This window comes from Niabella aurantiaca DSM 17617 (genome assembly GCF_000374125.1).
GTDB classification, from domain to species: Bacteria; Bacteroidota; Bacteroidia; order Chitinophagales; family Chitinophagaceae; genus Niabella; species Niabella aurantiaca.
In genome coordinates this window covers 607,526-632,576 of sequence record NZ_KB893625.1, presented here as the reverse complement: position 1 = coordinate 632,576, position 25,051 = coordinate 607,526, and the positions used below count along the sequence as shown (strand labels likewise).

Sequence of the window (25,051 nt, the reverse complement as noted above, 5' to 3'; positions counted from 1 at the left end):
ATATTGCCCGAAGGACTTCCCCGAAGTACGCACGCTTCATCGCTCCGGTTATAAACCCATCCTTACTTTAAAAGCGATCGGGCAACGTCCGCAATTCCGTCCTTATTAATTCCATAATGATTAAATATTTCTGTTTGCGACCCCGTAACGGTGTATTCATCAGGTATGCCTATAATCTGAAATGGCTTACAAATTCCGTTTTGCATCAAATAAGCGGCACAGGCTTCTCCCAAACCTCCGTAAATGCTGTGCTCTTCCACGGTTATAATCGCGCTGCATTGCCGGGCCATCCTGGCAAGGAGATCCGTATCCAGGGGTTTGATGGTATGCATGCTGATGACACAACAGGTAATTCCCAGATCTTTTAACAGGCCGGCAGCTTCCAGGGCAGGCAACACGGTTTCCCCACAGCCTATTATCAGCACATCGTTCCCTTCTGTGATCACGCGCCCCTTTCCAAACTCGAATTTTTCGTCATTAACCGGCTTCAGAGAAGCAGGCATGGCCTTTTTTCCGAACCTTAAGTACACCGGCTCCCCGGTGTTGGCGGCGCATTCGATCGCCTGTGCAGTTTCCCAATTATCAGCGGGCGCCACCACCATAATATTATTAATGGCACGTAATGCAGCATAATCATGCAAGCTGTGATGGGTGCTGCCAAGGGCACCATAGCTCACACCGGCGCTGATTCCAATTACGTTCACCGGGTTATTACTGTAAGCGACATCATTCTTTATTTGCTCCAGGGCCCTGGCTGTAAGAAAACACGCCGGTGACGTGGCAAAGACCTTCTTCCCGCAAGAAGCAAGACCGGCAGCAACACCTACCAGATTCTGTTCTGCTATCCCAACTTCCACGATCTGATGAGGAAAGTTTTTTCCAAACGGCACCAACTTACCTGACCCACGGCTGTCACTGGTGACCGCCATAATATTTTTATCGCTTTGAGCAAGCCTTTGCAAGGTTTCTGAAAAAACTTCCAGGTTTGCTTTCGGTTTTTGCAAACCTTCCAACCGGTTATTTTCCATTTTATTCAATGCCCCTGCCGAAGATCCCATTTCCATATTTTCCATCCCTAAAGCTCTATTAATGTCTGATTTAATTCACTTACCGCCAGATCGTACTCTTCCGCCGAAGGAACGCCGTGATGCCATTTCAAAACGTTCTCCATATAGCTCACCCCTTTACCTTTTGTTGTACCCGCAATAAGAAAACTGGGTTTACCGGCCTCAAATGGCAATGCTTTTAATATATTTTTCAACGCATCCACATCATTACCATCTACTTCCCTTACCGCCCATCCAAAACTTTTCCATTTCTCATCCAACGGATCTGTATTGCATACTTCTGCTGTTGGTGCAGTGATCTGTAACGAATTTTTATCAACAATAGCGCATAGATTATCCAGCTTGTAATGCGCCGCACTCAATGCCGCTTCCCAATTACTGCCCTCCGGCATTTCTCCATCACCCATTAATGTAAAGACCCTGTAATTCTTTTCATCCAGCTTACCGGCAATAGCGGTACCTACTGCTATAGGCAGTCCATGCCCCAGGGCGCCTGTATTTTGTTCAACACCGTTAACTTTTTTTGTGGGATGCCCAATATAATGTGACTGATACCGGCAAAGTGTTTCAAGATCCTCTTCAGGAAAGAACCCCTTATCTGCCAAAACCACAAACAATGCTTCTACCGTATGTCCCTTACTTTGAATATACCGGTCCCGATCCGGAGATGAAAAATTACCGGGAGACACATTCATGATTTCATTGTACAAAACATTTAAAATGTCTGTACAGGAAAGGCTTCCGCCCGTATGACCGGCCTTTGCTTTAACTATGTATTTAAGTATGTTCTTGCGATACAGTACGGACTTCTGTTTTAATTCTTTACTGGTCATAACCGCTGTTCTGTTTTTAAATGAAGTATTCACATCTTTCACCGGAAATACCTGTGGCTCTTAATGAGCAGACCCCGGTTATTATTTATCGATCAGGAATGTAAATAAATTTCCCAGCCAAGGTAATTATCAAAAGCTTCTTTCAAAATTCCGGCCGTTTTACTGGCATTCATTACCACATGATGCTCAAATCCGTTGCGGCATACATGTTTCATTAAACCCTGCAGGTCGGCTATTTGCGCCACAGCCCGGTTGCCGAAGGTCTTTAGCTCGTCGTTGGTCAGATCGCCTTCTCCTACATAGGCTTTAATGATGCCCTTACAGTCATCCGTGCTGATGCGGCCATAGGTAAGCGGCATGGCCGGCGTGCGGCCATCCAGCGCACCATATGTATTTTCCGTGCCCACGGTAGTTCCCAGTATGGGCGCGGTGCTGATGCTGATATCCGGCAGGAACGATTTCGCCCAGTTACCGCAATGGAACAGCACACATTTCGTATCATCGTCTGCATAATTGTTGTTCCAGTCTACAAGCGCACTTGGCGAGCCGCTTGCCAGCTGCATCGCATACATACTTAATGTACCGGTCACATCTACCTCGCAGGCGCTTGGTAACATATTTTCGCTCATCATGCTCATGCTGGTACACACATTGCACCCGTAGTTCTGCTGAAGAGAGGTCCAGCATTGTATGGCTGTACAATCCAGCGCATTGGCTTGCATGAACGCTTCTAACACCACGTCGAGCTTCGCTATCTGAACCAGCTTTTCATTTGGTGTTTTGCCTACGGAAGTATAGGCGTGGATCTTTTCAAGTTTATCCTTTACCGAACGGTCACCGGCGGTTAGCTTGTTGGCATCACCCAGGATCTCCGAAAGATCTGCCGTGGTTACCGAAATGCCGTTGCGCTGCAAGATCTTTTCACTATAACGGACGGTATTAAATGCGGTGGGCCTCGCACCTACCGCACCGATACGTACTTTTTTCAGCCCTTTTACCACGCGGCATACCGCTGCAAAATCAAGAAGATCTCTTTTAAAGGTCTCGTCCTGCAAACGGGTCACATGCTTCGTGGTAAGAGTATATTGAATACCGTACTGATACAGATTATTGCAAACGGATATTTTTCCGCACCAGGCATCCCTTCTGTTCACCACGTCCATCTTATTCAGGTCGTCCGGATATGCCTGGATCAAAACCGGCACATTCAGTCCGGCAAGCTTTAATGTTTCGGCAACGCCTTTTTCATCCCCAAAATTGGGCAGCACCACCAGAACGCCATCGATCGCGTCCCGGTGTTCCCGGAACAAGGCCGCACATTTTTGCGCCTCCGCAAAAGTTTCCACACCGCCCAGCTTCGAGTCCGCATCATTTAGCAGAATGGATGTAATGTTCAGCCCCTTCAGAAGATCAAGCACTTCGACTCTTGCTTCAGCAACCAGCTTATCCGGGAAAAAATCCCGGTTTCCAATAATAACACCAAACGTGGCCGTAACTTTAATCATATTAAATCAGAATAAAAATCAGCAAAAACAACTTAAAAATTGAACCCAATAAGGCAATCGGTGCAACTAAAACCAATCATACAAATATACATTAAAAAGAAAACAAAGGAAGAAAATAGTAAAAAATAGAAAATAAATAATAATTATTTTTTTCTTTTTTTACTATCGAATGAATATACCACTCAAAACCAGTGTATTGTCAATTATAGGACTCCCGGGCAACGGCTTGCCGTTATTTGCTTTAATATGCATACAAACCATTGATAAACAACCAGGATTTAGTTACCCCGGCCTCTAAAATTTAAAAAAACAATTGCCCCCGGCCCGGCCGTTTCAATTGGCCGGTCAGCTGATCCTTCTATGAATTTGCTGAATTGAATAAAAAGAAACGGCGAATTGAATCGTTAAGGTTTATCTTTGACAGATAATTTTTATTAATCTTAATAATTCCATTACGTTTATTTTCTTTTTTTTTCGAAAAAACAAATTATGCTCGCTTATCATCGCCGGGACAAAATTTTAGAACTCCTGCAGGAGGATGGATCTGCAAAGGTTTTAGATCTTGCAAAACTTTTCAAGGTTACGGAGGTCACCATCAGACAGGATCTTGAAAAATTAGAGAAAGAGGGACTGATTGTCAAAGAACATGGCGGCGCCTTCCTGAAAAACGTCCCCTCCCAGGTCAGCGACCTGACGCTCTCCCACCAGGAGAACCTGGACAAAAAAGAGCTCATTGCTCAAAAATGTGTTGAGCTGATTGAAAGCGGCGACACCATCATATTGGATTCGGGTTCCACTACCTCAGAAATCGCCAAGAAACTGAGGGGAAAGAAGCAGCGCTTAACAGTGATCACGAATGCTTTAAACATTGCGCTGCTCCTTGGGCCCCAGCCGGGTATTGAAGTCATTGTAACCGGGGGTGAATTCAAGCCCCCGACCCTCTCGCTGACCGGTCAAAAAGCGGCCGACTCGTTCAAAGGGTTGAATGCTCAAAAGCTCTTTTTAGCCACAGCCGGAATCTCTCTAAAATTTGGTCTGACTTATCCAAGTATCAGTGATCTCGTTGTGAAAAAGGCCATGATTGATGCGGCTGAGACCACTTATCTCGTTGCAGATTCGACTAAAATGGGCAAAACGGCCCTGGCAAGTCTCGGAGCATTATCGCTCATTGATTATATTATCACAGATCCCGATATAGAAGAGAAGCACCGGCAAATTTTTAAAGCAAATGAAATTGAATTAATTATTGCTTCGGAAACCAGCCCCGTGGTGTCTCTTTGACCCCGTCTCCTGTTTGAAAGCCTTATTCCTATCAACCGGGCTTCAAAAGCGGCTGTATCTGATCTCCAGGGCGATGGGTAGTGCAATGCCATTCAATACGTTCCTCCCGCGCACGCGCGAAAAATCAATACCTGGGATCCCCTCAGGATGCTGAACGGATAGTTGATTTCCTGGACGGATGAACATTCCGATATGATCCCGGATCTACTAATGAACCGGTATCAAAATGATCTTTATCGATTTATTGCGGGCTGACTAAAAGTATTTTCCGGCCGGCAAGGTGATGAGGCCGCAAGTCTTATAGATTGACAGGCCCTGCCTTTCTGTCTTCCGGATTCCCGGCCTGTCTTTAGTTTGTAGCGCTGGGGCCGGCGCCGGTCATGGCCTGTAGCGCCACTATAGCCGTTAACGTAAGCGAAAAGCAAGCTGACAGCAACACTTCCCTCATTTTTTATACAGGGATCTTAAATGGATCTTTGCCACCCGGGTTATGGACAGGTGAGTACGTGCCTGCTGGCTACCGGCACAATAGGCCAGGAGCACGCTTCTCCCGTAAAAGTGAATGGCACTGTAACAATACCAGCCATCCGGATCGGTTTCCAGATCAGCAACATGCTTCCAGGTTCTTCCCTCATCCTTTGAAACGGCAATGGTCAACGGGGTCCGCTTTCCCCGGAGCTGCGGGTTGGTGCCGTCATTGTTATTCCAAACCGCCAGCAGATCCCCGGTTGAAGGAATGCGCTTGATGCTGGCCGGCGACAGAGGTGATTTTAAATGATACGGTACTGCATTGCTCCAGGTAGCACCCTCGTTTGCCGAGTAGGCCACATACTGGGCTCCGCCATTCGTGCGTATAAACATCATGATCCGCCCGTCTTTCAGCGCCACCAGCCCGGGTTCCTGCGTAATGACATCATCCGCAACCGGCACCTGTGCCCCGCTCTTCCAGCTATGACCATTGTCATCTGAATAATAGGCAAAAAGCGCTGCTCTTTGCGACCATCCCTGCTTGCCCGGAGTAGCGTGTAGCGCCACAGCCATCATCAGCCTTCCATTACCGAGCTGGATGACACGGTCGTTATTCAGCACAAAGTATCCCCGGCGGTCCGTAATGCAGGCTACCGGTTCCGTCCAGGTCTTTGCTTCGTCCTTTGAAAAGCGGACCAGCGGAATGCAATCGGTAGTGGAATTCTTTTTCAGATAGAACAGCGCAATCGTCCCGTTCTTAAGCCGGAGCAGGGATACCGACATCACATTCATATCGCCTTCCCTTGGCACGATCGTTACATCGTCCGTTGTCCATGTTTTTCCGCCGTCCCGAGAATACCTTCCCGCCAGGTAAGCCGGATCATGGTCGCCGCTGCGGGTGCCGGTATAGCGGGAATATACAAACAGGAGCCGGCCGTCCTTCAGCGTAATAAAAGCCCCTTCGCTGTTCCGCGGATTGTCTGGTCCCGGAGCCAGTTCCATTACCACTTTCCGGAGCGGTGCCGCCGTTTTCTTATTTGCAGCACAGGCACATAAAAGAAAAGCGCAGCCGGCCATCATGAGGAGCTGCTTTGCAGTATGGGAGCGATTCGGAAATAAGTGATGCATATAGCAATAAATTTAACGGCCGGGACTGCAACAATGCACAGTATCCCTGCGCAATATAGGGCATCCCTGTTTTATATACCCCTAAAATAAACTCCCGGCTTTTTAAGAAGAGGCAATAACTAAAGATCGCAGATCCTACCTGCCAAAAGCGCTGTCCAGCACATGAAATGCGGCCCTGGTAGCCTCTTGAGGAAAATCGTGCCCTGCATCCGGGAAGACGGCATACAGGGCATGAGACGCCTGATACAGGTCATATATTTTACGGATATCCTGCAACCCCGCTTTTACCCCGGTAATACTGAAATTTGCATCCTGTAATGGTGAATTGGTGAAGAAGATCCGCGGTGCAATGGTGGCAATGATCCCATCAAAATCGAACGGGATGCGCTCCGGCCTTAACCCATACTTCTCCTTTAGCAGGGGCATATATCGCTTTTGTGCCCAGGGGCCTAATTTTCCACCGTATCGTTTTTCCATTTCAGGCCCCAGATCATAATAAGGGAACAACGTCCACCCGCAGCTGGCGATCACCACTTTTACCCGCTGGTCAAACGCACCCAGGAAAATGGCATTGTGACCACCCAGCGAATGTCCGATCACCGCAATCCTGTCCGGATCTACAAAGGACAGCGACTGCAAATAATCCACGCACCGGATATGGTCGAAGATCCCCTTCATGGTGCCCGACTGATACCGGTCGCCATCAAAATCATAATGTTCCAGACCCCCAAAATCCGGATAGTCCGGGGCCAGCACCACGTAGCCCCGCGCCGCCAGCTTTTTTGCATAATCCCTGTTGGCCAATGCGCTCTGTCCTGCTACCGACAATTTTCCCAGCCGGTCTGTGCCATGCAAAGCGATCACCGCCGGGATCCTTTTCCCGTTCGTATGCCCGGCGGGCACATACAATAAAGCAGGCAGCTCCTCCCCGGCCTCAACCGTGAAGGCTATCGTATATCTTGTATAGGACCCGCTGACAACACTGTCTAAAAAACGGGCATTGAACGGCGGGTGCCCTTTTAACCGGGGCAATGGCCCCATTGCCTCCTGCATATGCGCCAGCACCGTCTTTCTCTTCTTATCCCACTGGTCAACCGTTGTTATTTTTTTTCCGCGATACATCAGCAGGTCCTCATGTCCGCTACTCTTTTTACCGGCGATGCAGGCACCCGCCAGCAACAGTATCAGTATCCCGGCAATAAGCCGCGCCCTGATAGAAAAACCAGCTACCATTAGCAATACCTTTCTGATCATGATCTTTTAATTTGTTTATGTGTTCCCTGGTCTTTTGAACCGGATCAGGTCCGAAACAATCTTGCCTTCTCGTTCCACGCGCGCGATCGTGTAAATATACCCGTCTGCACTGACCGCTATCGCGTTGACGTAGGCAGGTCTTCCTCCATCCGCATAAAATACTGGCCCATGATCCTGGTAATATTCCGAAGGAATATGGTAGGTAACCAGATGCAGGTTCTCGGGTCCCCGCGCCGCGCCTTTGGCGATGGAACGCACCCCCTTCAGCAATGTTCCGTTCTCATAAACCGGCCCACCCGTAAGATAGTAAATGGTTTCCTGATCGGGTCCCAGGGCAAAGCCCAGGTAGCCATAACTAAACTGATCATACATACCACTGCGCTGCGATGGCCCGGATGTCAGTCGTGGTCCCAGCCGCAGCTCCTTTGCTTCCGGGTCAAGAACGAACAGGTATCCTGAATTGCCGTGGACCCCATACACTGCCTGTGATCCCGGATGCCAGAAAACCTTCCTCCAGTTATAGGCCATACTGCCGGGTTGGGTAAAATCATAGGTTCCAAAATAATCCTTCCTCAAGTCAATCTCCTCCAGGTACGACAACTGGTCGGCCGAAGGATCATAACATACAACAGCCCCTTCTGCGGTTGACGCGTACACATTGCCGTTCCGCGGATCCACCACCAATGATCGGCACAACGAGCGAAAATCCTGTCCGGGTATACCATTTTCCCCTGCGCCACAGAGTCTTCCTTTATTTTTCAGCACCCCACTCTTCACATCATAAAAAATAAAACTGCCTGTAGGCCAGCTGACGCAAAAAATATGACCCCGGGCGGTATCCATTTCCATGGATACGGCTCCTTCCCCATCCGGGATCAGGACCAGCGTATCTGCACGGCCGCTCACCGGATCATAAGACAGGATATGCCCGCCCCGATACAATCCATATCCGGCAGGCGGATTGCGCACCAGGCGGTCCATTCCGTCGATCAGCTCGTAATAGCCCGTATGCGTTGCAAAGAATAATTTTCCTGCATATTCATAAAATGCAACATGGCTTTTTCCCTGTGCAATGACCCGTGCCCCGCTTTCGCCGCACAGATCCGTAAGATCTCCAATCGGCCGGATGGCTTCCGTAACGGGGTCAAAGACAAAAAAACGCCCGGCCACGTTATGCTTTTCAGATGAAAGCACGTAATAGACCTTGCCGTCGCTGGCAACCGTAACTGCGTTATAGGTATCATGTGCTTCAGCAAAACCTGAGTCAAATACTTCAGCTATCATATTGTTTGCTGCAGACCGGGACTCTTTTTCCGCAGCCTCATATTTCATCGTTCTTACCGGCTTCATTCGCTGTAGGTTTTTCATTATTTAGGGATCTTAAACGCGGTGCCGGGTTTTCCGTTTATCCGCACTCTTTTTTCCAGGTTAAAAAATTTCGGTGCCCCGGCTACCATAAAATTGCATTTTTTAGAATACTTTCGTTTACGTACACGAAAATTGTCATTATGAAAAAATTGTTCCTGCTCTTCCTGCTGGCATTTACAGCAGCCCCGGGCTACGCCCAAGACCAACGGCCTGTAACTATTGTCGCTTTCGGAAATTCAACCACCGCTCCGAGAACCGGTGTACAAAAAGTGTATGCCCGGCGGCTGCATGAAAAACTGGACAGCCTCGGCATTGCCAATACCGTCATTAACTCGGGAGTACCCAGCAGCCACAGCGGGTCCATCAAAGATAACAGTTTCGCGAAAGTGATCCATGCAAGAGACCGTTTCGATACGGCCGTCTTACAGCATCATCCGGACTGGGTAACGATCAACTTCGGGCTTAACGATGCTTACCAGGATAAAGGCCCCGGCACCCCCTCCCGCATTCCGCTAAAACAATTCAAGAAAAATATCAACTATTTCATACGCCGGATCCGGAAGCAGGGCGGACAGATCGTACTGCTGACCCCCAATCCGCTGGGCAGCAGGTTTGAGCGGTACCGGTACGACCGTGTAAAATCCTACGCCGATGCGATCCGGAAAATTGCCAGAAGGAAACACCTGCACCTGGTAGATTCCTGGCAACTGTTTTACGATTATACCAATGCCCTGGGGCAACCGCTTGATCTGCTGTTCACTGACGGCATCCATCCCAATGATGAAGGCCACCGGCTCATAGCAGCCGCTTTATCGCGGATCATCAGCGGGCAGCAGGATTAACCGCTATTTCTTTGCGATCTCTACTGCATATTGCTGTATTTTACGGATCGCTTCGGCGATCTGTTCCATCTCACTTTTTGTTCCCAGCAACATATTCTGAAACAGCCATACCGACTGCCCGGAAGTGAGCATGTCGTTCTGAGGACATTGGTTCCGCTCCAGCCAGTTCTTCATTTCCTTTTCACCATATATCTTCAGGTAGTGCTTATTGGTTGCCAGAGCTGTTACATAATCGCTTTTGTTCATTTGACCATACCCTGCCGAATTAGGCACCCCTTCTGCGCCCAGGGCATGCAGGAATTTCTCACGACTTAAGCCGGCAAAGTGATGCTTATCATACCGGAACATATATAAATGATAGGCACTCCTTGTGGTGCCGGGATATAATTTTGCAGGGGTAATGCCCGGTATTTCTTTCAGTAACCGTGAAAGATATTGTGCGTTCTCCCAGCGGCGGTTACTTTGCTCCGCTACCCGTGTCATCTGGGATAATAGCAGGCTTCCCTGGAACTCGGTCAGCCGGAGGTTGGTGCCGCGGGTACCAACGCCTGTAGAAAAAGAGGTAGACCTTCCTCCCTGCCCCTGGTTATGAAAGGTATAACAGCGGGTGATAAAATCATCATCGTTGGTAGTAACGGCTCCGCCTTCTGCGCAATTCAGGTTCTTGGACGACTGGAAGCTAAAAGCGCCGGCCAGTCCATAATTCCCGACTTTTATGCCCTTCCACTCCGCCAGGTGGGCCTGGCAGGCATCTTCAACCACCGGTATATTGTGCTCTTTGCCCATTGCCACAAACGCGTCAAGATCTACCGGCGACCCGCCAATATGCACCGGCATGATCACTTTGGTTTGCGCGGTAATCGCAGCCTTTGCTTTAGCGGCATCTATCTGAAAGGTTTCAATATCGGTATCTACAAGTACCGGTAAGGCATAATTGAGCACCACTACATTATAGGTAGCCACAAAGGTGTACACAGGCAGGACCACTTCATCGCCCGGGCCGATGTCCAATGCCCCTAAGATAGTGGTAAGGGCGCTGGTTCCGCTGGAAACGCCCAGGCTGTGCTTCACTCCAAACAGCTTACTGTATTCCGCTTCAAACCTGGCCATCCTGCTGCCATCCAGCCGGCCCCATTTCTTACTCTGTAGGACCTCGGTCAATCCTTTTTCTTCGATGGTATTCTCCACCGGCCATGACGGGAATGCGCCCGAGTGCGCCTTGGGGCCGCCCAGGATGGCGGGCCGGGTCTTTGCGGTACCGGCGGATACGATATGGGGCGCGCCTATAGCCAACCCTGTGCCAACGATTGCTACATTGCTGATAAATTTCCTGCGGTTGAAAGCACTGCTCATGATAGTTATTTTTTAGATTCGATAGAAAAGATTAAAGACAAGCGGCTGCAACGGATCCCCGTTCAACATCATTATTCAGAATACAAATATATGAACCCCGCGTGGCTCTAACACCCTTTTCCTTGTTCCAGACTGCCGGATCATCTTCTTTTTTATTTTGCCGGCGTCGCCAGCTGCGGCACGGCTACAATCCGTAACTAAACAAATGAGAACCACAAACAAAATAAAGCCGGTCATTTAGGAAGCATCCGCCGGCTCTTATCGCCTGAGGTGTTTTTGCCAGTAACCGGATGCCTGCGGATTTATGATCTACTTTCGCGATCGCATGTTCAAAAAGGATATAAAGGTCATCCTGCTTTCCGTTTATAAAAACGCGGGGCGATTGTTCCCCAACGGCGTAGCCATACTCTTTAAAGAGGTCTTTTTGGTAAACGATCTTTTTTGTCACAGGGTCAAACAGGAAGAATATTTTCCGGTCAGCAATCCCGTAAACCTTTCCGTCTTTCCGGGTTGTCAGGTCTGTATATGATTGAACACCGGGGATTACGGGCTCTTTCCATTCTACTTTTTTTGAAACAGGGTCAATGATATACAGGAGTGCCAGGTTCGCTTTCCGCTCCCCGCCGGTTCCCGGAGCCACGGTGGTTCCGCCCAGCACTTTTCCTTTGGCAATATTGGTGAGGCTCATGGTTGACTGGTCCTTCTCGATATCCTCGTCGGTCAGCAGCACCTGCTTATTGGTAGAAATATCATAAAACAATAATCCCCCGCCCGTATAGCCATACTCCGGTGTTCCGCCTAAAATAACCGTTTTACCGTCGGTATGCACCAATACCCGGTGCGGACGATGTATCACAGGGGTGCATTCATACAATACGCGTGGATTGCTGTCTTTTGCCTTCGCGCCATTTGCCTTGAACTCTTTTTTAGTATCCCACATAACAAGATTCCCGCTGGGATAGGATCCAAAAAAAACATACTGACCGCTTGTTGTCAGCGCATTGTATTGTCCCAATGCCGCCCTTGTGCTCCATTGATCATCAGCAACGGCATAGTTAAACTGCCGCATGGGGAAAGACCCGCCCCCGATGATCGAACGGTGGTCTGGGGAGGCCCCCACCCCCATTACCCAGGATCCCTCCGATGGATAGTCGAAATGTACGGCATTTTTCTTCCCATTATGAGCGTCTTCTGTCGTCAGTATCTTATCGATCAGATCCAACCCGATGATCTTGCTGCCATCAGGAAATGACAGATGCCGTAAAGCCTGCGAGCCGGTAATGATGGGCTTGGGGTTTGACTGATGCCCTGTGCCGATCGTTTTTATAACGCCGTTATACAGCTGGTACCAGGTACCGTTCTTATCAGCAAGGGCCTGCCCATATACTTTTCCATCCTTGTTCCGGTACAGGTATGCGGAGCCTCTTTTTCTCTCATCGGGTTTTAAGAGCTTATTGACTTGCCGGGTACCGGGGTTAAAAGCGATCAGCTGACTATTGGTATTGCCCAGTGCAAAATAGATCCAGCCCTGGTCATCGGCAGCCATGTAGCGCTGGTACTGCTGCCAGTTCTCCTTATTCAGGTACCCATAATCCGTAAATACTCCTGTTGCGGGATCAAAAGATACCACGCCACTGTTGGGATAGGTAACCGCCCATATTCTCCCCTTGTCATCTTCAGTCATTCCCATGGCCATCTGCCGGGTCGTTTTATGGTGGAAGGTAAAGGCCCGTTTCCCGGGATCGAACTCAGCAAAATTCCCGTTAAAAAGTGTATAGAATCTTCCCCGGGAAGACAGGATCGAAGCGTAGGGGCAATCGCCGCCCGGGGAGAAGGGCATGGGAAAAACTTCGCTCTTGCCGGTTGCTGCATCCAGCATCAACAACGCATACCCGCCTCTTACATCAAAAAGCCAGGATAGCACAATGTTCCGGCCGTTTCCGTCAACGGTGGCCACGGTTCCCCGGGTGGTACTGTAGGCGGAAGCAACGCCATGATCCCGGAACAAGGAAACGGCACTCGCCGGCTCCTTCTCTTTTTGGTGCGGCTGCGCGGACAAAAAAACGGGTGCTAAAAAGGCTGCTGTAATCAGAAAGAATTTTGTAATGGCCATTCCGGTTTCAGATTAGGAATCGTAAAAAATAAAAAAGGATAGCGACCTGCTGTACTGGGTGATCAACTTATTCGGGATCTTAATTTACGATCAGGAAATCGTCGGCGGCATTAAAATTGTTAAACACATAGAAATCGCCGCTGGCTTCCAAACCGTACAATTTTGTGCCAATGCTCACCAGTTTTGTAAACCTGCTCCATCCCATACCCGACCTGCTTACCGATCCCAGGGAGCCGGAAGCCAGCACGGGAATACTTCGTAAATAGCCTTCTGTGTCCACGCCCAGCAGCGTTTCATAGTTAAGCAGTGTATTCACCGTGTAAGGAAACTTGATAGTTGCGGTTACTGTACCGCCGTTTGGAGCACCCCAGGTGGCATCGTTAAATGCAAGCCATGTTTTCAGTTCGCCGCTGGCGGGAACATGAGAAAAGAAGAATCCTCTTGCAGGAATAAAAGCAGGCATGGTGAATCCCGTCCCCAGCGCATCGGCACCAGCGGGCGTTTTTATGAGATTCAATGCACCCCCTGCGAACTGGTACATATACACTTTATTGTCTGTTTTAACAGCGATGAACCGGTCTGCATCATAAAAAAAGAGCTCACGGAAGGTTGCCCGGGGAGCTATGGCCGGGTGCTGTTCTTTTTCTGTCAAAGTTCCGTCAGCAGCTACCGTATATATGATCAGGTCGCCGTTCGAATTCCATTCGCAGAAATCTCCGTTGAAATTAAAGTACCTGCTATCCGCCTTGCCGGCCAGGGCAATTTTTGTTCCCTGGTCAAACATGGCTTTCGGTGCCCTGAATACTTTATCTGCACCATAAACGGTATCAATGCCCTGGGGAGGGAAAAATACGGAGCGGAAGCTCAGGGCGCCGCCATCCGGAAAATCAAGCAATGCAACGCTATCCTCTGTTCTTTCTACCCTTACCCTTTTTTCTTCATTGGATTTCGTGGTATACTTTATCTCTGAATAAACAACACTGTCTCCCAACGTTGCGGGGGACAGCACTAAATTGTACTTAGACTGGGTGTAGTCGAAATCCAATGTCGACAAGGTCCTGGCCCGCAATCCATCGGCAAATGCCTCGCCCCATACTGTTGCGTTGGCCAAAGAGATCAGCGAGGTCTCTCCATTGGAGTTCACATTCCGGAACTCAACGATCAAAGGCCCCTCGGGCATATTTTCAAGCACGATGGAATCTATTTGCTGCCCCGCAGCCGTGCGGTTAAATGGTTTTACAACAGAGTCCCTGCGCAGGTTCCAGTAGATGATCGTTTGCTCAACCTTCGGGTCCGCAGTCATCTGCCATACCAATTTCACCTTTCCAAAGCCGGGGTAAGCTTTTACCGAATCCACCTTGCCGAGATATACGATCTCTTCCCTGTCCGAAAACTTTTTTTGTATATCATCCATTTTATCGCACGATGATAAAAGAAAAACAAACAAAAGCGCCAGGTTGAATGCTGCAAAAAATAATTTAGTTGTCCTTTTCATCCGTATATTTTTTAGTTTGCCCACCACGGCGGGCGATTATTTTAGCCTGCTGCCAGCAGCAAGGAAACGCAGATTGTGCCAGGAGCGTACGTTTAATTTTGAGGAACCGTATTGTCTCCATAAAAGGTAATTTCACCCATCGAAAAATAATTGTTCACTCCCGGAGGCATCAGGTTCGACACCTGGCGTACAAAGAGCCGCACATAACGGACGGGCTTCGCGTCGATCGGCATTTCATATTCCGTTCCATTGGCGGCAAGATTGAGCGCGGCCTGGTTATCCGGTGGCACCATCAGGTCGTAACGGGGTATGGCGTGCCAGCCCAGGTACTGCCAGTCGTCTTTAAAGGTTTTCGCCGGAAGTTCGGTAGTGGGATCCACGTTCCAGGGTGATGTGCTGAGCGACCCCCAGCGTACACTTAACGAATCCAGCCAGTAGGGACGGTCCGATAATTTAGCAAAATCAATTTTATCGGTGCCCCATAATTCAAACTGCTGAATGTTTACCTGTCCGTAAACTGAGTTTATATGGTAACCGTGTATAATAATACGGCTCAGCTTTACCACCTGTTTCAGATCAAAAGTAATGGATAAGCCGCTGCTGCCATTGGCGGTCAGCCATCCATGACCGGAGGTGTTCACAATGTTATCCCACAGCGTATTGGTTGTACGGCCAGAAAGGTTGGTGATATTGTCATAAGGAATATTGGACCGGAAGTCTGCGTAGGGCTTGGGCACCAGGGTTTCGAAGAAAGGCGTGGTGGAATAAAAAACGGTATCCGATGTGTTGCCCCATTTGTCTTCAAAAGTTACGGCAACGTCTGTGGGCACGGGCTCAAACCCCCTGAACGAACGCTTGTCGCTGCCGATCGTGGAATAATACACTTCCTTGGTCTTCAGCCCGCCTTTGATCTCATCCGGAACCAGCAGCCGGATGCCCAGCGGTGTGCTCACCTTGTTATCCCAGTTGGCAACAATACCCCCGAAGCCGGGTTGCAGCTTCATCGATTTTTCCGCGAGGCTCACCAGGCCTTCCAATGGTTCAAATTCCACCTCCGAAGGCGCGGAGCGTTCGCCCTGTTTATTCACTTTGTATAAAGTAGCTTTTACTTTTGCTCCTACGGGTAAATTAAACCCTTCAATGGTAAGGGCGTTGTTATATACCGAAGCTTTTTCGGTATATACTTTTCCATTCCGCTCATACTCAGCCATTACATACAACAGGTTGTCGTCCTTTGGCACGCTGTACGCGATGGTGGCGCCTCCGTTTATAGGGGTTATGGCACCTACTTCAACAGGATCCGAATTCCATACACCGGGCACTTTTTCTTCATCTCTTTGACAGGAGAATAGCAGCCCCGAAACCATTATCGCGATTATAAAATTTATCTTCTTCATAAGAAATCTGTTATCATTTTTAATAAAATCCTTCAGTCCGGTCACCATCCGTAGGTCTGCACTAAATTGACATTAGCCCGGATATCAGCCTGTGCGATCGGATATAAATAATCCCTGAAAGAAACGGTACGGGCCGGACCGGTTATCATCGGTATATAATACTCATCGGGGGTCTTACCGGTAGTGGTCCACAACGTGGGCGGCAGGCTCCAGTACGGAAGTGCGGTTTTCCAGCGGCGAAGGTCCCAAAAACGCTGTCCTTCAAATGCCAGCTCTATCAGGCGTTCCCGCTGTATGATCTTACGCATCTCGTTCTTGTTAGACGGTGCAGTGGGGTTCAGGGCTGCGGTTTGCCAGGATTGCACAACGCCGTTTAACCCCGCATTGATCCGTACCTTATCGATCCATGCATACACTTCGCCATCCGGCGCTCCTTTTACTTCATTCAGCGCTTCGGCGTACAGCAGGTACAGATCAGACAGGCGAAGCAGGGGAAACTGGTAGTTATACGGCCTATATGGATTACCGGTTGCACCCTTGCTGCTAACAGTTTCAAAAGCAATGATCTTTTTGGGCACATAGCCGTTAAGGCCTGTCTCGCCCGATCGTTGGCGAAGGTACACCCCAAACGAAGCGCCGCCATTATCTGTCGTGGATTCTATTTCAAAATACCCCCTGTCGAAACCCAGGTCAGCATAAAACCGGGGCTCGCGGAAAAAGTGCATCGAGGCTGTAATCTCACCGGTGGGTATATAGCTGGTGTGATGATCACTGGCAATGGCCCGGCGTGGCTTATACCGGTTGGCATAATCAAAAAACTTGTCCTGATCGATAGGCACCCCGTTATTGGAGTAAAATAATTCTGCCATGTGCCAGGAAGCCGCGAAATACTGCGCCTGGTAGGACTGGTCCTGTGAATACATTTGAGGAAAAAGCAGCTTTAGCATATTGCCGAGAGAGTTCAGGCCCAATCTTGACGAGTTTCCTTTCAGATCAGCAAACTGCTCCTGGGTGGCCCAGATAGTGCCGGGGTTCCGCTCCAGGTCTTCGGTGATCGCCTTCCGGATGGTCATCAGCTGCACCATACTGTCGTTCATGGCAAAGGTTTTGGCGCCACCCGTAAGCTTATTGAATTCGTACAGCCGGAACCCGTTGCTTTCAGCGGCATCGATCGCCTCTTTAATAGCGGCGGCAGCTCTTTCCCATTTACTGGGGTCGTAGGTGGTGGACACCAGCTGTTTTCCCCGGTTATCGGTCCAGCCGGTATAATCCGTATTGCCGTTGAATAACGGGCTGGCGGCGGTGGCCAGCAATTTTGCCTTTACACCCAGCGCTATTACCTGTGAGATCCTGCCCTGTTCAGTAGCGGGGTCGGGCAATACGGGCGGCAGCCCGGGCATCGCTTCATCGATCAATCCTGCAATGTAATCCACGCATTCATCCACCGGCTCGCGGTACACCCAGGTTTCTTCCGGTGTGGCAGAAACAGGAATGTTCTCCTTCACCAATACAATGGGACCGTATAACTGCAGTAAGAAGAAATGATAATAGGCTTTTAAAAACTTTACTTCCGATATCCACCGGGTACGCTCTTCTTCAGTAATATCTCTTGGTATATGAGCATTTTCCAGGAAGATATTGCAATCGCGAATGGCTTTATACAAGCTGGGTACGGCGCTTTCCCTGCTGTCGGCATAGCCCGACCAATAATCCTGGAGCGGGACATTGCTGTTCTGCAGCCCACGGGCGATCTGGCCGGCCAGCGAGTTCCCCGCCCGGCTTTCACCTTTGTTATCAAACTCGTCCTTGCTGGTAAAATACGTAGGATAATAGAACGGGTCAGTAGGATCCGGCAGCCAGGAATAGCAGGTCCTTAAAAATTTTTCCATTACCGAGCGGTTGGAAAAAGCATGCTCCAGCGTAGGCGTATCGTTGGGCACCACATCCAGGAACTTGTTACAACCTGCGGTTCCAAACAGCATAAAAAACAATCCCAGGATAGCGGGCAGCGTCTTTCTATAAGGGCGCGATTTTTTACACAAAGCCAGTTGCTCTTTCTCCGCTCCGGCAGTATGGCTGAAGGTCGATAACAATTTATAAATAGCAGACTTCATTTTAAGTGATTTTAATTTAGCGTTCATTTAAAAATTAATATCCAGACCAAAGTTGATCACCCGCTGAACCGGGTACCCCAATCCCTTTCCTGCCATTTCCGGATCCCACATTTTGAATTTAGACCATAACAAGAGGTTCGTACCATTCACATATATGCGGAACTTTTTCATGCGTGCTCTTTGAGCTAACCGTTGAGGCAATGTGTATCCAAACTCTCCCGATTTTAGCCTTACGAACGACCCGTTGCGAAGCCAGTGCGTGCTGATTTGGTTATTGTTATCAATGGTATATTCCGACAGGCGGGGCCAGAATGCGTCGAGGTTCCGGTTATTTTCAGACCAGTGATCATCGGCAATATATTGCAGCAAAGCTCTTTGGCCCCTGTTCAAAAACGGGGTGATATCGGCCGGGCTGATAAAGAAGGAGGAGCGGCCCGAACCCTGGAAGAACAGTGACAGATCGAAAGATTTATATATTGCTGTGAATCCGCCGCCATATATAATTTCGGGAACGGTCGGATAGCCGATAGGAACCATATCGTTATTATCGATCTGGCCATCCCGGTTGATATCCTTGTACTTGATATCGCCGGCGGTGTACTCACCAAACAATTGGCGGGGCGAATTTCTTACATCTTCATCGTCAATGAACAGCCTTTCTGCTATCAATCCTATGGGCTGGGCAATCTTTAAGCCTACACGTGACCTCCAGGGCACATCGCTGAAGTCGGGCTCTTCATATTTTTTGAACCTGCTGGATGTATAGGTAAATGTGCCGTTTACCTGCAGGGAGAAGTCCGGCCCAAAAGTTTTATCATATTTTAGCTCGGTCTCAAATCCTTTTCCCTGCGATATCCCTACATTGGCCCAGGGTATCACACGCAGGCCCATGGTGGTAGGTATATCCGCCCGCCGTTGCAGGATATTTTCCCGGGTTTCTCCAAAAAAATCGGTGATCAGGGTGAAATCCCTGAACAATCCCAGCTCCAGCCTTATATTCGTTTTTTTAGCAACTTCCCAGGTGATCAGGTCATTACCATACCTGCCGATCGTGATACCGGAACGATAGCCCCGGTCGTATCCAAACCAATACCCCTCTCCGTTCATGTCCACCTGCGGCAGGTAGAAGAAGCGGTCCACCACGTTGTCGATCAGGTCATCTGCAGGAGTCGCGGTGCCTCCGATCTGGTCGTTGCCTACTTTACCATAAGTAGCGCTGATCTTCAGGGTATTGATCACTTCTTTTGCATTTTGCATAAATGCTTCGTTACTGATCAGCCATCCCGCGCCTACAGAAGGAAAAAAGCCCCACCGGTTCTTCCTGGCAAACCGCTCACTCCCGTTATAGCCGAAGTTGAACTCCAGGAAATACCGCGAATCATAGCCATAAGCCAGACGGCCGGCAGAGGATAAATTACGTTGCGGCAGCGAAGCCTGAAGCTGCAGATAATCGGTAAGATAGATGGGAACCACCTGGCTGGCCGACCGGATGGTTTCTACAAGGGTTACGTTCAGATCGTGCACATCGTTAAGGGTTTTATTATATCCCAGGCGCATTTCCCCGTACTGGACAGCCCCCACTGTCCGGGCACCGGGACTGTAGTTCAGGTATTCCGTGCCGGCATCGGGGTTCAGCGCCATCAGCTGGTACGATCCGTCGAGGGTGGTGGCCGGCAGATAATAGAACGGAACATAGCCCCGGGACTGCCTGTAAAGCGCCTTCCGCGTTACATTATAAATCCCCTTGGCTGTCAGCCCTTTTAAAGCACCCTGGAACTTGTGCTCCATTTCCAGCTGCAGCAGCATCATGGATTGCTTTTGCTCCAGGAAATTACTGGCAAGGAGCGCTGCAGGATTCACTAAATTCATTTCCACATTGTTTCCAAACAGCACGTGCTTGGTAAATTCATTGGCCGAATCTGCCGGATAGTAAGGCAGGAAGCTCACGGGCGAGGCATTCCGGGATGCATGAAATACTGCCGCACCGCCATTTGTTGGGCCGCTCAGGTCATCAAACGAGCCATAAGCTCTTACCCAGGCTGTGGTAGTGGGCGTAAACTTAATGGTAACATTCGAGCGTAATTGAAACCTGTCAATATTGATATTGTTTTTGATGAGGTTCTCCGGGCTTTCTTTGATGATGCCCTGGTCATTCTGGTAATTGGCCGCCAGGTAATACAGCACTGTTTGGCCGCCACCCGTCATATTCATATTCACCCGCCGGTTCACGGCTTTGTTCTTGATCAGATAGTCATACCAATCCACAGAAGGATTAAAAAGCGGGTTGATGCCTTCTTCTGTTTCCCGGATCTTCGACTGGCTATAAGGCACGTCTATCATTGCATCGCGGGTCCTCACCGCTTCGTTATGCAATTTCATATACGTAATGGGGTCAGCCAGCTTTACCAATTGCGAGTTATAGGAATTGGACTGCTCCGCCCGCAAACTGAACGACAGCTTATCCACTTTACCTTCTTTGGTAGTTACCAGGATCACGCCATTCGCCCCGCGTGCGCCATACAAGGCGGCAGCATTGGCATCTTTCATAATGGAGAAAGATGCAATATCATCCACGTTCAACCGGGCCAGGTCGTTGGTCTCCATTTCAATACCGTCAATAAGGATCAGGGGGTCTTTTTTTCCGGACGAACTAAAAGAGGTAATACCCCGGATAAAGAATTCTGCATTATCCAGGCCCGGCTCACCCGATCGCTGGTAAGCGATCACCCCCGCCAGTCTTCCGGCAAACGCCGTGGTAAGGTTGCTCGACGGTACTTTTAAACTGGAAGGTTCTATGGTAGTAATGGCGCTTACAACGCTTTCCTTTTTTTGCTTTCCAAAGGCCACCACCACCACATCGTCCTCACTTTTGGTAACCGCTTTTAAAGTGATCTCGAAATTTTCCAGTGTTGTCACTGATACCGGCACCTCCCGGTCCTCATAGCCTACATAGGTAACCACGAGCACCGCACTGTCTTTGGGAAGAGTAAGCGTGAACTTACCCGCCATGTCGGTATTGGTGCCTGTTGAGGTGCCCTTTATCACCACGCTGGCCCCGATAATGCCCACTCCCGTTTCATCAACAACCCGTCCCGTGATGGACCTGTCATTCTGGTAATACCCCATCACGGTGCTTGCGGCAAATCCGTATCCCGGGTTCAATAACAATAAGAAAAACAAGGAACCCAATAAAGCCCTTAAAAAAGCCAGACAATTGTTTTGGTAGTTGGCGTAATTTTTATGCTCTTTCATTTTACTTTTAATTATTTTGTCCTTTATCCGTTTTATGATGCCCGGTGTTTTTCTGAATCATCAAACACATAAAGGCCCGTTTTTTAGAAAAAATTACTTGCGTAAAAGAAACATTCAGGTTCGGTGCACATGCTCCTCGTAAAAACCGGTGATCAATAGAATGAAAAGGATCATTTTTAGGGAACACGTTAAAATCCCCGAAAATTTCAGCGAGCAATTGGCAATCGTCATCTTTGCAGTTTTTTAGCGGTTTTATAACCGATATTATACGCAATATAGCAGCAAATAGTATCAAAAACAACTTTTTTGCGGATTTTTTGCGGATTTTATTTTTTTTATACGCAAACAAACCGACTACCCTACTAATCCGGTAGACACAGTAGCCCCGTTATTCTGTTTAAAATCATTGGGTTATAACGGCAAGCCTTGTGGATCAATACGCTGCGCAGGGTTTCGGCACTAAAAATATTTTTTTAAAAAATTACGTGTACGTTACCGGTACGAAAGACTTCATACCCCAAAAATGGCAGGATATATCCCGCCTTTCCCAGGGCCTTTCAGGGGCTGCGGAATCACTTAGATTACCGGGTCTTTTCCTCCTCCTATGGCGTTACTTCCACGATCACCTTTTTTACCACAACAGCCTCCTCTTCGATCGTGTTATTTGCTGCTACAAAAACGGCTTCATACTGGCCGGGTATATTGTAGGTGTAGCTGTATGCAGCCGGCATGGCGCCGTAAACGGATGACCGGACAGGAATGGACCAATCCTTTCCCAGCTCAACCGTGCCCAAAGTGATGGGCGCCGAAACCGCCCAGTTCTCGCTATACGGATCATTGTAAGGACTGGCGGGGTCGTACGGTATATATACCGGCAGCACCGCACCCGGGTTGTACTGCGGGCTCTTCGGATCATAGATCGGGTTATGGGGGTCAAACACCGGGTTATCGGGGTCATAAATGGGGTCCGCAGGATCCTTGTACACCGGCCCATACAGCGTTACCCTTGTGTTGGTAACCGTAGAACGGGCCTTTGCGTTCAAGGGGTTCTCGTCCACGATCCTGAAACCGGCAAGCGCCTGATCGGCTATCGTAACGGCCGCATCGTTCACCCGGGCTTCCATACTCTCCAACAGAAAGTTTTCAATGATCCATTGCCGGGCATAGCCATTGGCAACCTGGGGCCGGTTGATATACCGCAACGCGAAATAAACCGGCTTACCCGCAACAACATACTTCGAAAGATCGGCCGCCTGCGTGGCCACCATCGTTGCTGAAGTGGCCAGGGCAAAGCTATCCGTTATGTTCACCCAGGTAGCGGCTTTTACGCCGGCCAGGTCCGCATAGTTTCCGTCAAAGTCTGTAGAAAGCAGAATAGAGAACTGGTTGGCCTGCGTTCCCGCGGGATTGCCTGCTGCCACCCCGTTCGAAAAACTGAGCGCCAGTCCCTTGCCTGCCACATCCACACGCCGCCCGCTCCGGTAATTATAGTCCCGGTAGATTTCGCCCGGATAAAACGCAACAGTGGCCGCCCTGCCGGAGAACCCAAAAACGGCGGGCGTACCGGCCTTAACGGTTAACGCGGTAACGGTCACATCAAAATCGGGCGTTACCACTTCCGCAAGCTTTTTTTGACAGGATACAAGCAATACGCCTGCTGCTGCTATCAGATTTTTAATTTTCATAACTGCTGTATTTGAAACCAGGAAGAGTTACCAGCCTGGGTTTTGCGTCATCTTTAAATTGTTGATCATCTCCTTCTCCGGGATCGGCATCAGCACATCCCGGGCAGATGCCCGTGTAAAGGAAAGGACAAAACCTGCACCCGGTACATCCTGCTGTGCCTGGTTCCCCATATCCTGGTTCACCTTCAGAAAGATCCCCCAGCGAAGCAGGTCGGCCTTCCGGCATCCCTCCATATTGAACTCCCGCATGCGCTCATCCTGTATAAAGGAACGGAAGGCGGCCTTGGAGGCGCGGGCGGCAGCAGGAACGTCTCCATCTCCGGCCTTGTAGATCGTTGCCACTGCAGCAGCTCCAGAACCGCCGCCCCCGGAAATGGTTACCGAAGGAGCACTGGTATAACTGCCCTCTTTGAAGAACCGGGCACCCGAAGGATCGCGGTTCAGATGGATCGCCACTACCGTTCCGCCCTGCACCACTGCCGTTGCTTCCGCCGTGCCTCCATCACCTGCCGCAATGCTTACAGCGGGAGCGCTGGTATAGCCGCTGCCGCCATTGGTAACAGCAATTGACCGGACACCGGTAGACCAGGCACGCCTGCGCACCAGGTTCACCGCCGCAATAGCTGCTGCCGTAGGCGCGCCATTGATTTCATTATCCGCTTCTGCAAACATCAGCAGGATATCGGCATAGCGCATGATCGGCATATTTGTGGCGGATACCACCGATGTTCCTCTTGGAATGGCCTCGTATTCGCGCCGCCACTTTGCAGGATACAAATACCACTTGTCCCGTTCTGTGGCCGGCAACGGGTTCAGCAATTTTTCCCCGCTCACCGCTGATTTTACATAACTGAAATGCGCCGTGCTCCACCATTTCCTGAGGTCGCCGTCCTCGAAGGCATTATAAAATTTAGCAGTGATATTCATGTAGGCCGCGGCAGTACCGGTGGCAGAGCCCGCAGCGGAAGGCGGTCCATTGATATACCCGATGTTGGTCCACTCGGCAAAGGCCATTGTAGCAGGATCCGCATTATTCCCATAAAATGCCGCCTCCCACAAATTTTCCTTAATGTCATATTTATCCTGGGCGAGCGTAATAAAGATGTTGGCATAACCGGGGTTGAGGCTGTGCCCGGCCTCGGTATCATCCATCACCTTTTTGGCCCACATCTTTGCGTCCTCGTATTTTGCCACATCCTTCAGCGGCTCACCGGCCATGGTAAGGCACACTTTTGCAAGCATCCCCCGCACGGCGGATCGATTTACCGCCCCGGAAAAACCAAGCTCGTGGATGGTCCGGACCAACGGCTCCGCCGCTGTCATATCCGCCAGCACCTGTGCATATACCTCCGCTACCGTAGCCCTGGCCACCGACACTTCGGAAGGCGACGTGGTTGCCGCTAACTTAAGCGGTACCCCACCCCAATATTGCACCAGCGTAAAATAGTAATAGCCTCTCAGGAACAGCGCCTCCCCTCTTATCCGCTCTCTCGTGGCCTGCGGGATGTCCGGGTTTTTGTCCACATGCTCCAGCAATACATTTGCCCGGTTAATGCCGTCCCACAGTGTGGTCCACAGGGAGGTCATGAAGGGGTCAGATGCAGAATAATTAAAATTAAAAGGACCGTTGAGCGTAAGCCGGTTCATATAGGCTATATCCGCTTCCCAGTCCAGAAGATAATTCGCAGCACTTCCCCAAAAGCCGCCATTGCCCACCGTATTGTACACCCCTGCCAGCGCAAAACCAAGCTGCTCCTCCGTTTGGTAATAGGTGTCGGTGCTCAGGAAATCCGAAGGGCGGGGCTGCAGGAATTTTTTGCAGGAACCCAGGCCGGTAACCGTAAACAACAATACGGGTAAAAAATATTTGTATTTCATCCCTATATTTTTAAGTTG

At 49.6% G+C, this 25,051-nt stretch carries 16 protein-coding genes; 2 read left to right on the top strand and 14 right to left on the bottom strand.

Annotated features, from left to right (window positions below):
- Positions 1–62: 62 nt before the first annotated feature.
- From B160_RS0102580 to B160_RS0102570, 3 genes are all read right to left on the bottom strand, one after another.
- Complete coding sequence (locus B160_RS0102580; RefSeq protein ID WP_018626295.1) at positions 63–1,073, bottom strand: transketolase family protein; 1,011 nt, start codon at positions 1,071–1,073, stop codon at positions 63–65.
- 2 nt (positions 1,074–1,075) lie between these two features.
- On the bottom strand, positions 1,076–1,900 hold the full coding sequence (locus B160_RS0102575; RefSeq protein WP_018626294.1) for a transketolase: 825 nt from the start codon (positions 1,898–1,900) through the stop codon (positions 1,076–1,078).
- Between the two features lie 92 nt (positions 1,901–1,992).
- A complete protein-coding gene (locus tag B160_RS0102570) occupies positions 1,993–3,405 on the bottom strand; it encodes an L-fucose/L-arabinose isomerase family protein (protein ID WP_018626293.1) in 1,413 nt (470 codons plus the stop codon).
- A 489-nt stretch (positions 3,406–3,894) separates the two neighbouring features.
- On the opposite strand from B160_RS0102570, the gene B160_RS0102565 reads away from it, so the two are divergent.
- Positions 3,895–4,686 carry a DeoR/GlpR family DNA-binding transcription regulator gene (locus tag B160_RS0102565; RefSeq protein ID WP_018626292.1) on the top strand — a complete coding sequence of 264 codons (792 nt, stop codon included), beginning with the start codon at positions 3,895–3,897 and terminating at the stop codon, positions 4,684–4,686.
- Positions 4,687–5,130: 444 nt separating this feature from the next.
- Here B160_RS0102565 and B160_RS0102560 read toward each other — a convergent pair whose 3' ends face one another.
- The 3 genes from B160_RS0102560 to B160_RS0102550 form a co-directional block, all read right to left on the bottom strand.
- Positions 5,131–6,282 (bottom strand): sialidase family protein, encoded by a 1,152-nt coding sequence (locus B160_RS0102560; protein ID WP_026309472.1) that lies wholly within the window; start codon positions 6,280–6,282, stop codon positions 5,131–5,133.
- A 135-nt stretch (positions 6,283–6,417) separates the two neighbouring features.
- Complete coding sequence (locus tag B160_RS0102555; protein WP_018626290.1) at positions 6,418–7,536, bottom strand: alpha/beta hydrolase; 1,119 nt, start codon at positions 7,534–7,536, stop codon at positions 6,418–6,420.
- A 15-nt stretch (positions 7,537–7,551) separates the two neighbouring features.
- Positions 7,552–8,886, bottom strand: a complete 1,335-nt coding sequence (locus B160_RS0102550; RefSeq protein WP_018626289.1) for an NHL repeat-containing protein — start codon at positions 8,884–8,886, stop codon at positions 7,552–7,554.
- Between the two features lie 158 nt (positions 8,887–9,044).
- On the opposite strand from B160_RS0102550, the gene B160_RS0102540 reads away from it, so the two are divergent.
- Positions 9,045–9,746, top strand: a complete 702-nt coding sequence (locus B160_RS0102540) for an SGNH/GDSL hydrolase family protein (protein WP_018626287.1) — start codon at positions 9,045–9,047, stop codon at positions 9,744–9,746.
- 3 nt (positions 9,747–9,749) lie between these two features.
- On the opposite strand, the gene B160_RS0102535 is transcribed toward B160_RS0102540, so the two are convergent.
- From B160_RS0102535 to B160_RS0102490, 8 genes are all read right to left on the bottom strand, one after another.
- Entirely contained in the window at positions 9,750–11,099 is a 1,350-nt protein-coding gene (locus B160_RS0102535; protein WP_018626286.1) for a DegT/DnrJ/EryC1/StrS family aminotransferase, read from the bottom strand.
- Between the two features lie 184 nt (positions 11,100–11,283).
- Positions 11,284–13,212, bottom strand: coding sequence for a Vgb family protein (locus B160_RS0102530; RefSeq protein ID WP_018626285.1), 1,929 nt, complete (start codon positions 13,210–13,212; stop codon positions 11,284–11,286).
- A 79-nt stretch (positions 13,213–13,291) separates the two neighbouring features.
- Positions 13,292–14,707 carry a DUF4998 domain-containing protein gene (locus tag B160_RS0102525; RefSeq protein ID WP_018626284.1) on the bottom strand — a complete coding sequence of 472 codons (1,416 nt, stop codon included), beginning with the start codon at positions 14,705–14,707 and terminating at the stop codon, positions 13,292–13,294.
- 92 nt (positions 14,708–14,799) lie between these two features.
- Complete coding sequence (locus B160_RS0102520) at positions 14,800–16,104, bottom strand: DUF5126 domain-containing protein (RefSeq protein WP_026309470.1); 1,305 nt, start codon at positions 16,102–16,104, stop codon at positions 14,800–14,802.
- Between the two features lie 41 nt (positions 16,105–16,145).
- Positions 16,146–18,218 (bottom strand): RagB/SusD family nutrient uptake outer membrane protein, encoded by a 2,073-nt coding sequence (locus tag B160_RS0102515; protein WP_018626282.1) that lies wholly within the window; start codon positions 18,216–18,218, stop codon positions 16,146–16,148.
- A 27-nt stretch (positions 18,219–18,245) separates the two neighbouring features.
- Positions 18,246–21,470 carry a SusC/RagA family TonB-linked outer membrane protein gene (locus B160_RS0102510; protein ID WP_018626281.1) on the bottom strand — a complete coding sequence of 1,075 codons (3,225 nt, stop codon included), beginning with the start codon at positions 21,468–21,470 and terminating at the stop codon, positions 18,246–18,248.
- A 602-nt stretch (positions 21,471–22,072) separates the two neighbouring features.
- Positions 22,073–23,155 (bottom strand): DUF5017 domain-containing protein, encoded by a 1,083-nt coding sequence (locus B160_RS0102495; protein ID WP_018626278.1) that lies wholly within the window; start codon positions 23,153–23,155, stop codon positions 22,073–22,075.
- A gap of 27 nt (positions 23,156–23,182) precedes the next feature.
- Complete coding sequence (locus tag B160_RS0102490; RefSeq protein ID WP_018626277.1) at positions 23,183–25,033, bottom strand: RagB/SusD family nutrient uptake outer membrane protein; 1,851 nt, start codon at positions 25,031–25,033, stop codon at positions 23,183–23,185.
- Positions 25,034–25,051: the final 18 nt, after the last annotated feature.

Coding starts and splice junctions, on each gene's coding strand:
- B160_RS0102555 (WP_018626290.1), bottom strand. CDS start 7,536: ATGATCAGAAAGGTATTGCTAATGGTAGCTGGTTTTTCTATCAGGGCG.
- B160_RS0102525 (WP_018626284.1), bottom strand. CDS start 14,707: ATGAAAAGGACAACTAAATTATTTTTTGCAGCATTCAACCTGGCGCTT.
- B160_RS0102560 (WP_026309472.1), bottom strand. CDS start 6,282: ATGCATCACTTATTTCCGAATCGCTCCCATACTGCAAAGCAGCTCCTC.
- B160_RS0102520 (WP_026309470.1), bottom strand. CDS start 16,104: ATGAAGAAGATAAATTTTATAATCGCGATAATGGTTTCGGGGCTGCTA.
- B160_RS0102550 (WP_018626289.1), bottom strand. CDS start 8,886: ATGAAGCCGGTAAGAACGATGAAATATGAGGCTGCGGAAAAAGAGTCC.
- B160_RS0102530 (WP_018626285.1), bottom strand. CDS start 13,212: ATGGCCATTACAAAATTCTTTCTGATTACAGCAGCCTTTTTAGCACCC.
- B160_RS0102515 (WP_018626282.1), bottom strand. CDS start 18,218: ATGAAGTCTGCTATTTATAAATTGTTATCGACCTTCAGCCATACTGCC.
- B160_RS0102570 (WP_018626293.1), bottom strand. CDS start 3,405: ATGATTAAAGTTACGGCCACGTTTGGTGTTATTATTGGAAACCGGGAT.
- B160_RS0102495 (WP_018626278.1), bottom strand. CDS start 23,155: ATGAAAATTAAAAATCTGATAGCAGCAGCAGGCGTATTGCTTGTATCC.
- B160_RS0102580 (WP_018626295.1), bottom strand. CDS start 1,073: ATGGAAAATATGGAAATGGGATCTTCGGCAGGGGCATTGAATAAAATG.
- B160_RS0102540 (WP_018626287.1), top strand. CDS start 9,045: ATGAAAAAATTGTTCCTGCTCTTCCTGCTGGCATTTACAGCAGCCCCG.
- B160_RS0102575 (WP_018626294.1), bottom strand. CDS start 1,900: ATGACCAGTAAAGAATTAAAACAGAAGTCCGTACTGTATCGCAAGAAC.
- B160_RS0102565 (WP_018626292.1), top strand. CDS start 3,895: ATGCTCGCTTATCATCGCCGGGACAAAATTTTAGAACTCCTGCAGGAG.
- B160_RS0102490 (WP_018626277.1), bottom strand. CDS start 25,033: ATGAAATACAAATATTTTTTACCCGTATTGTTGTTTACGGTTACCGGC.
- B160_RS0102510 (WP_018626281.1), bottom strand. CDS start 21,470: ATGAAAGAGCATAAAAATTACGCCAACTACCAAAACAATTGTCTGGCT.
- B160_RS0102535 (WP_018626286.1), bottom strand. CDS start 11,099: ATGAGCAGTGCTTTCAACCGCAGGAAATTTATCAGCAATGTAGCAATC.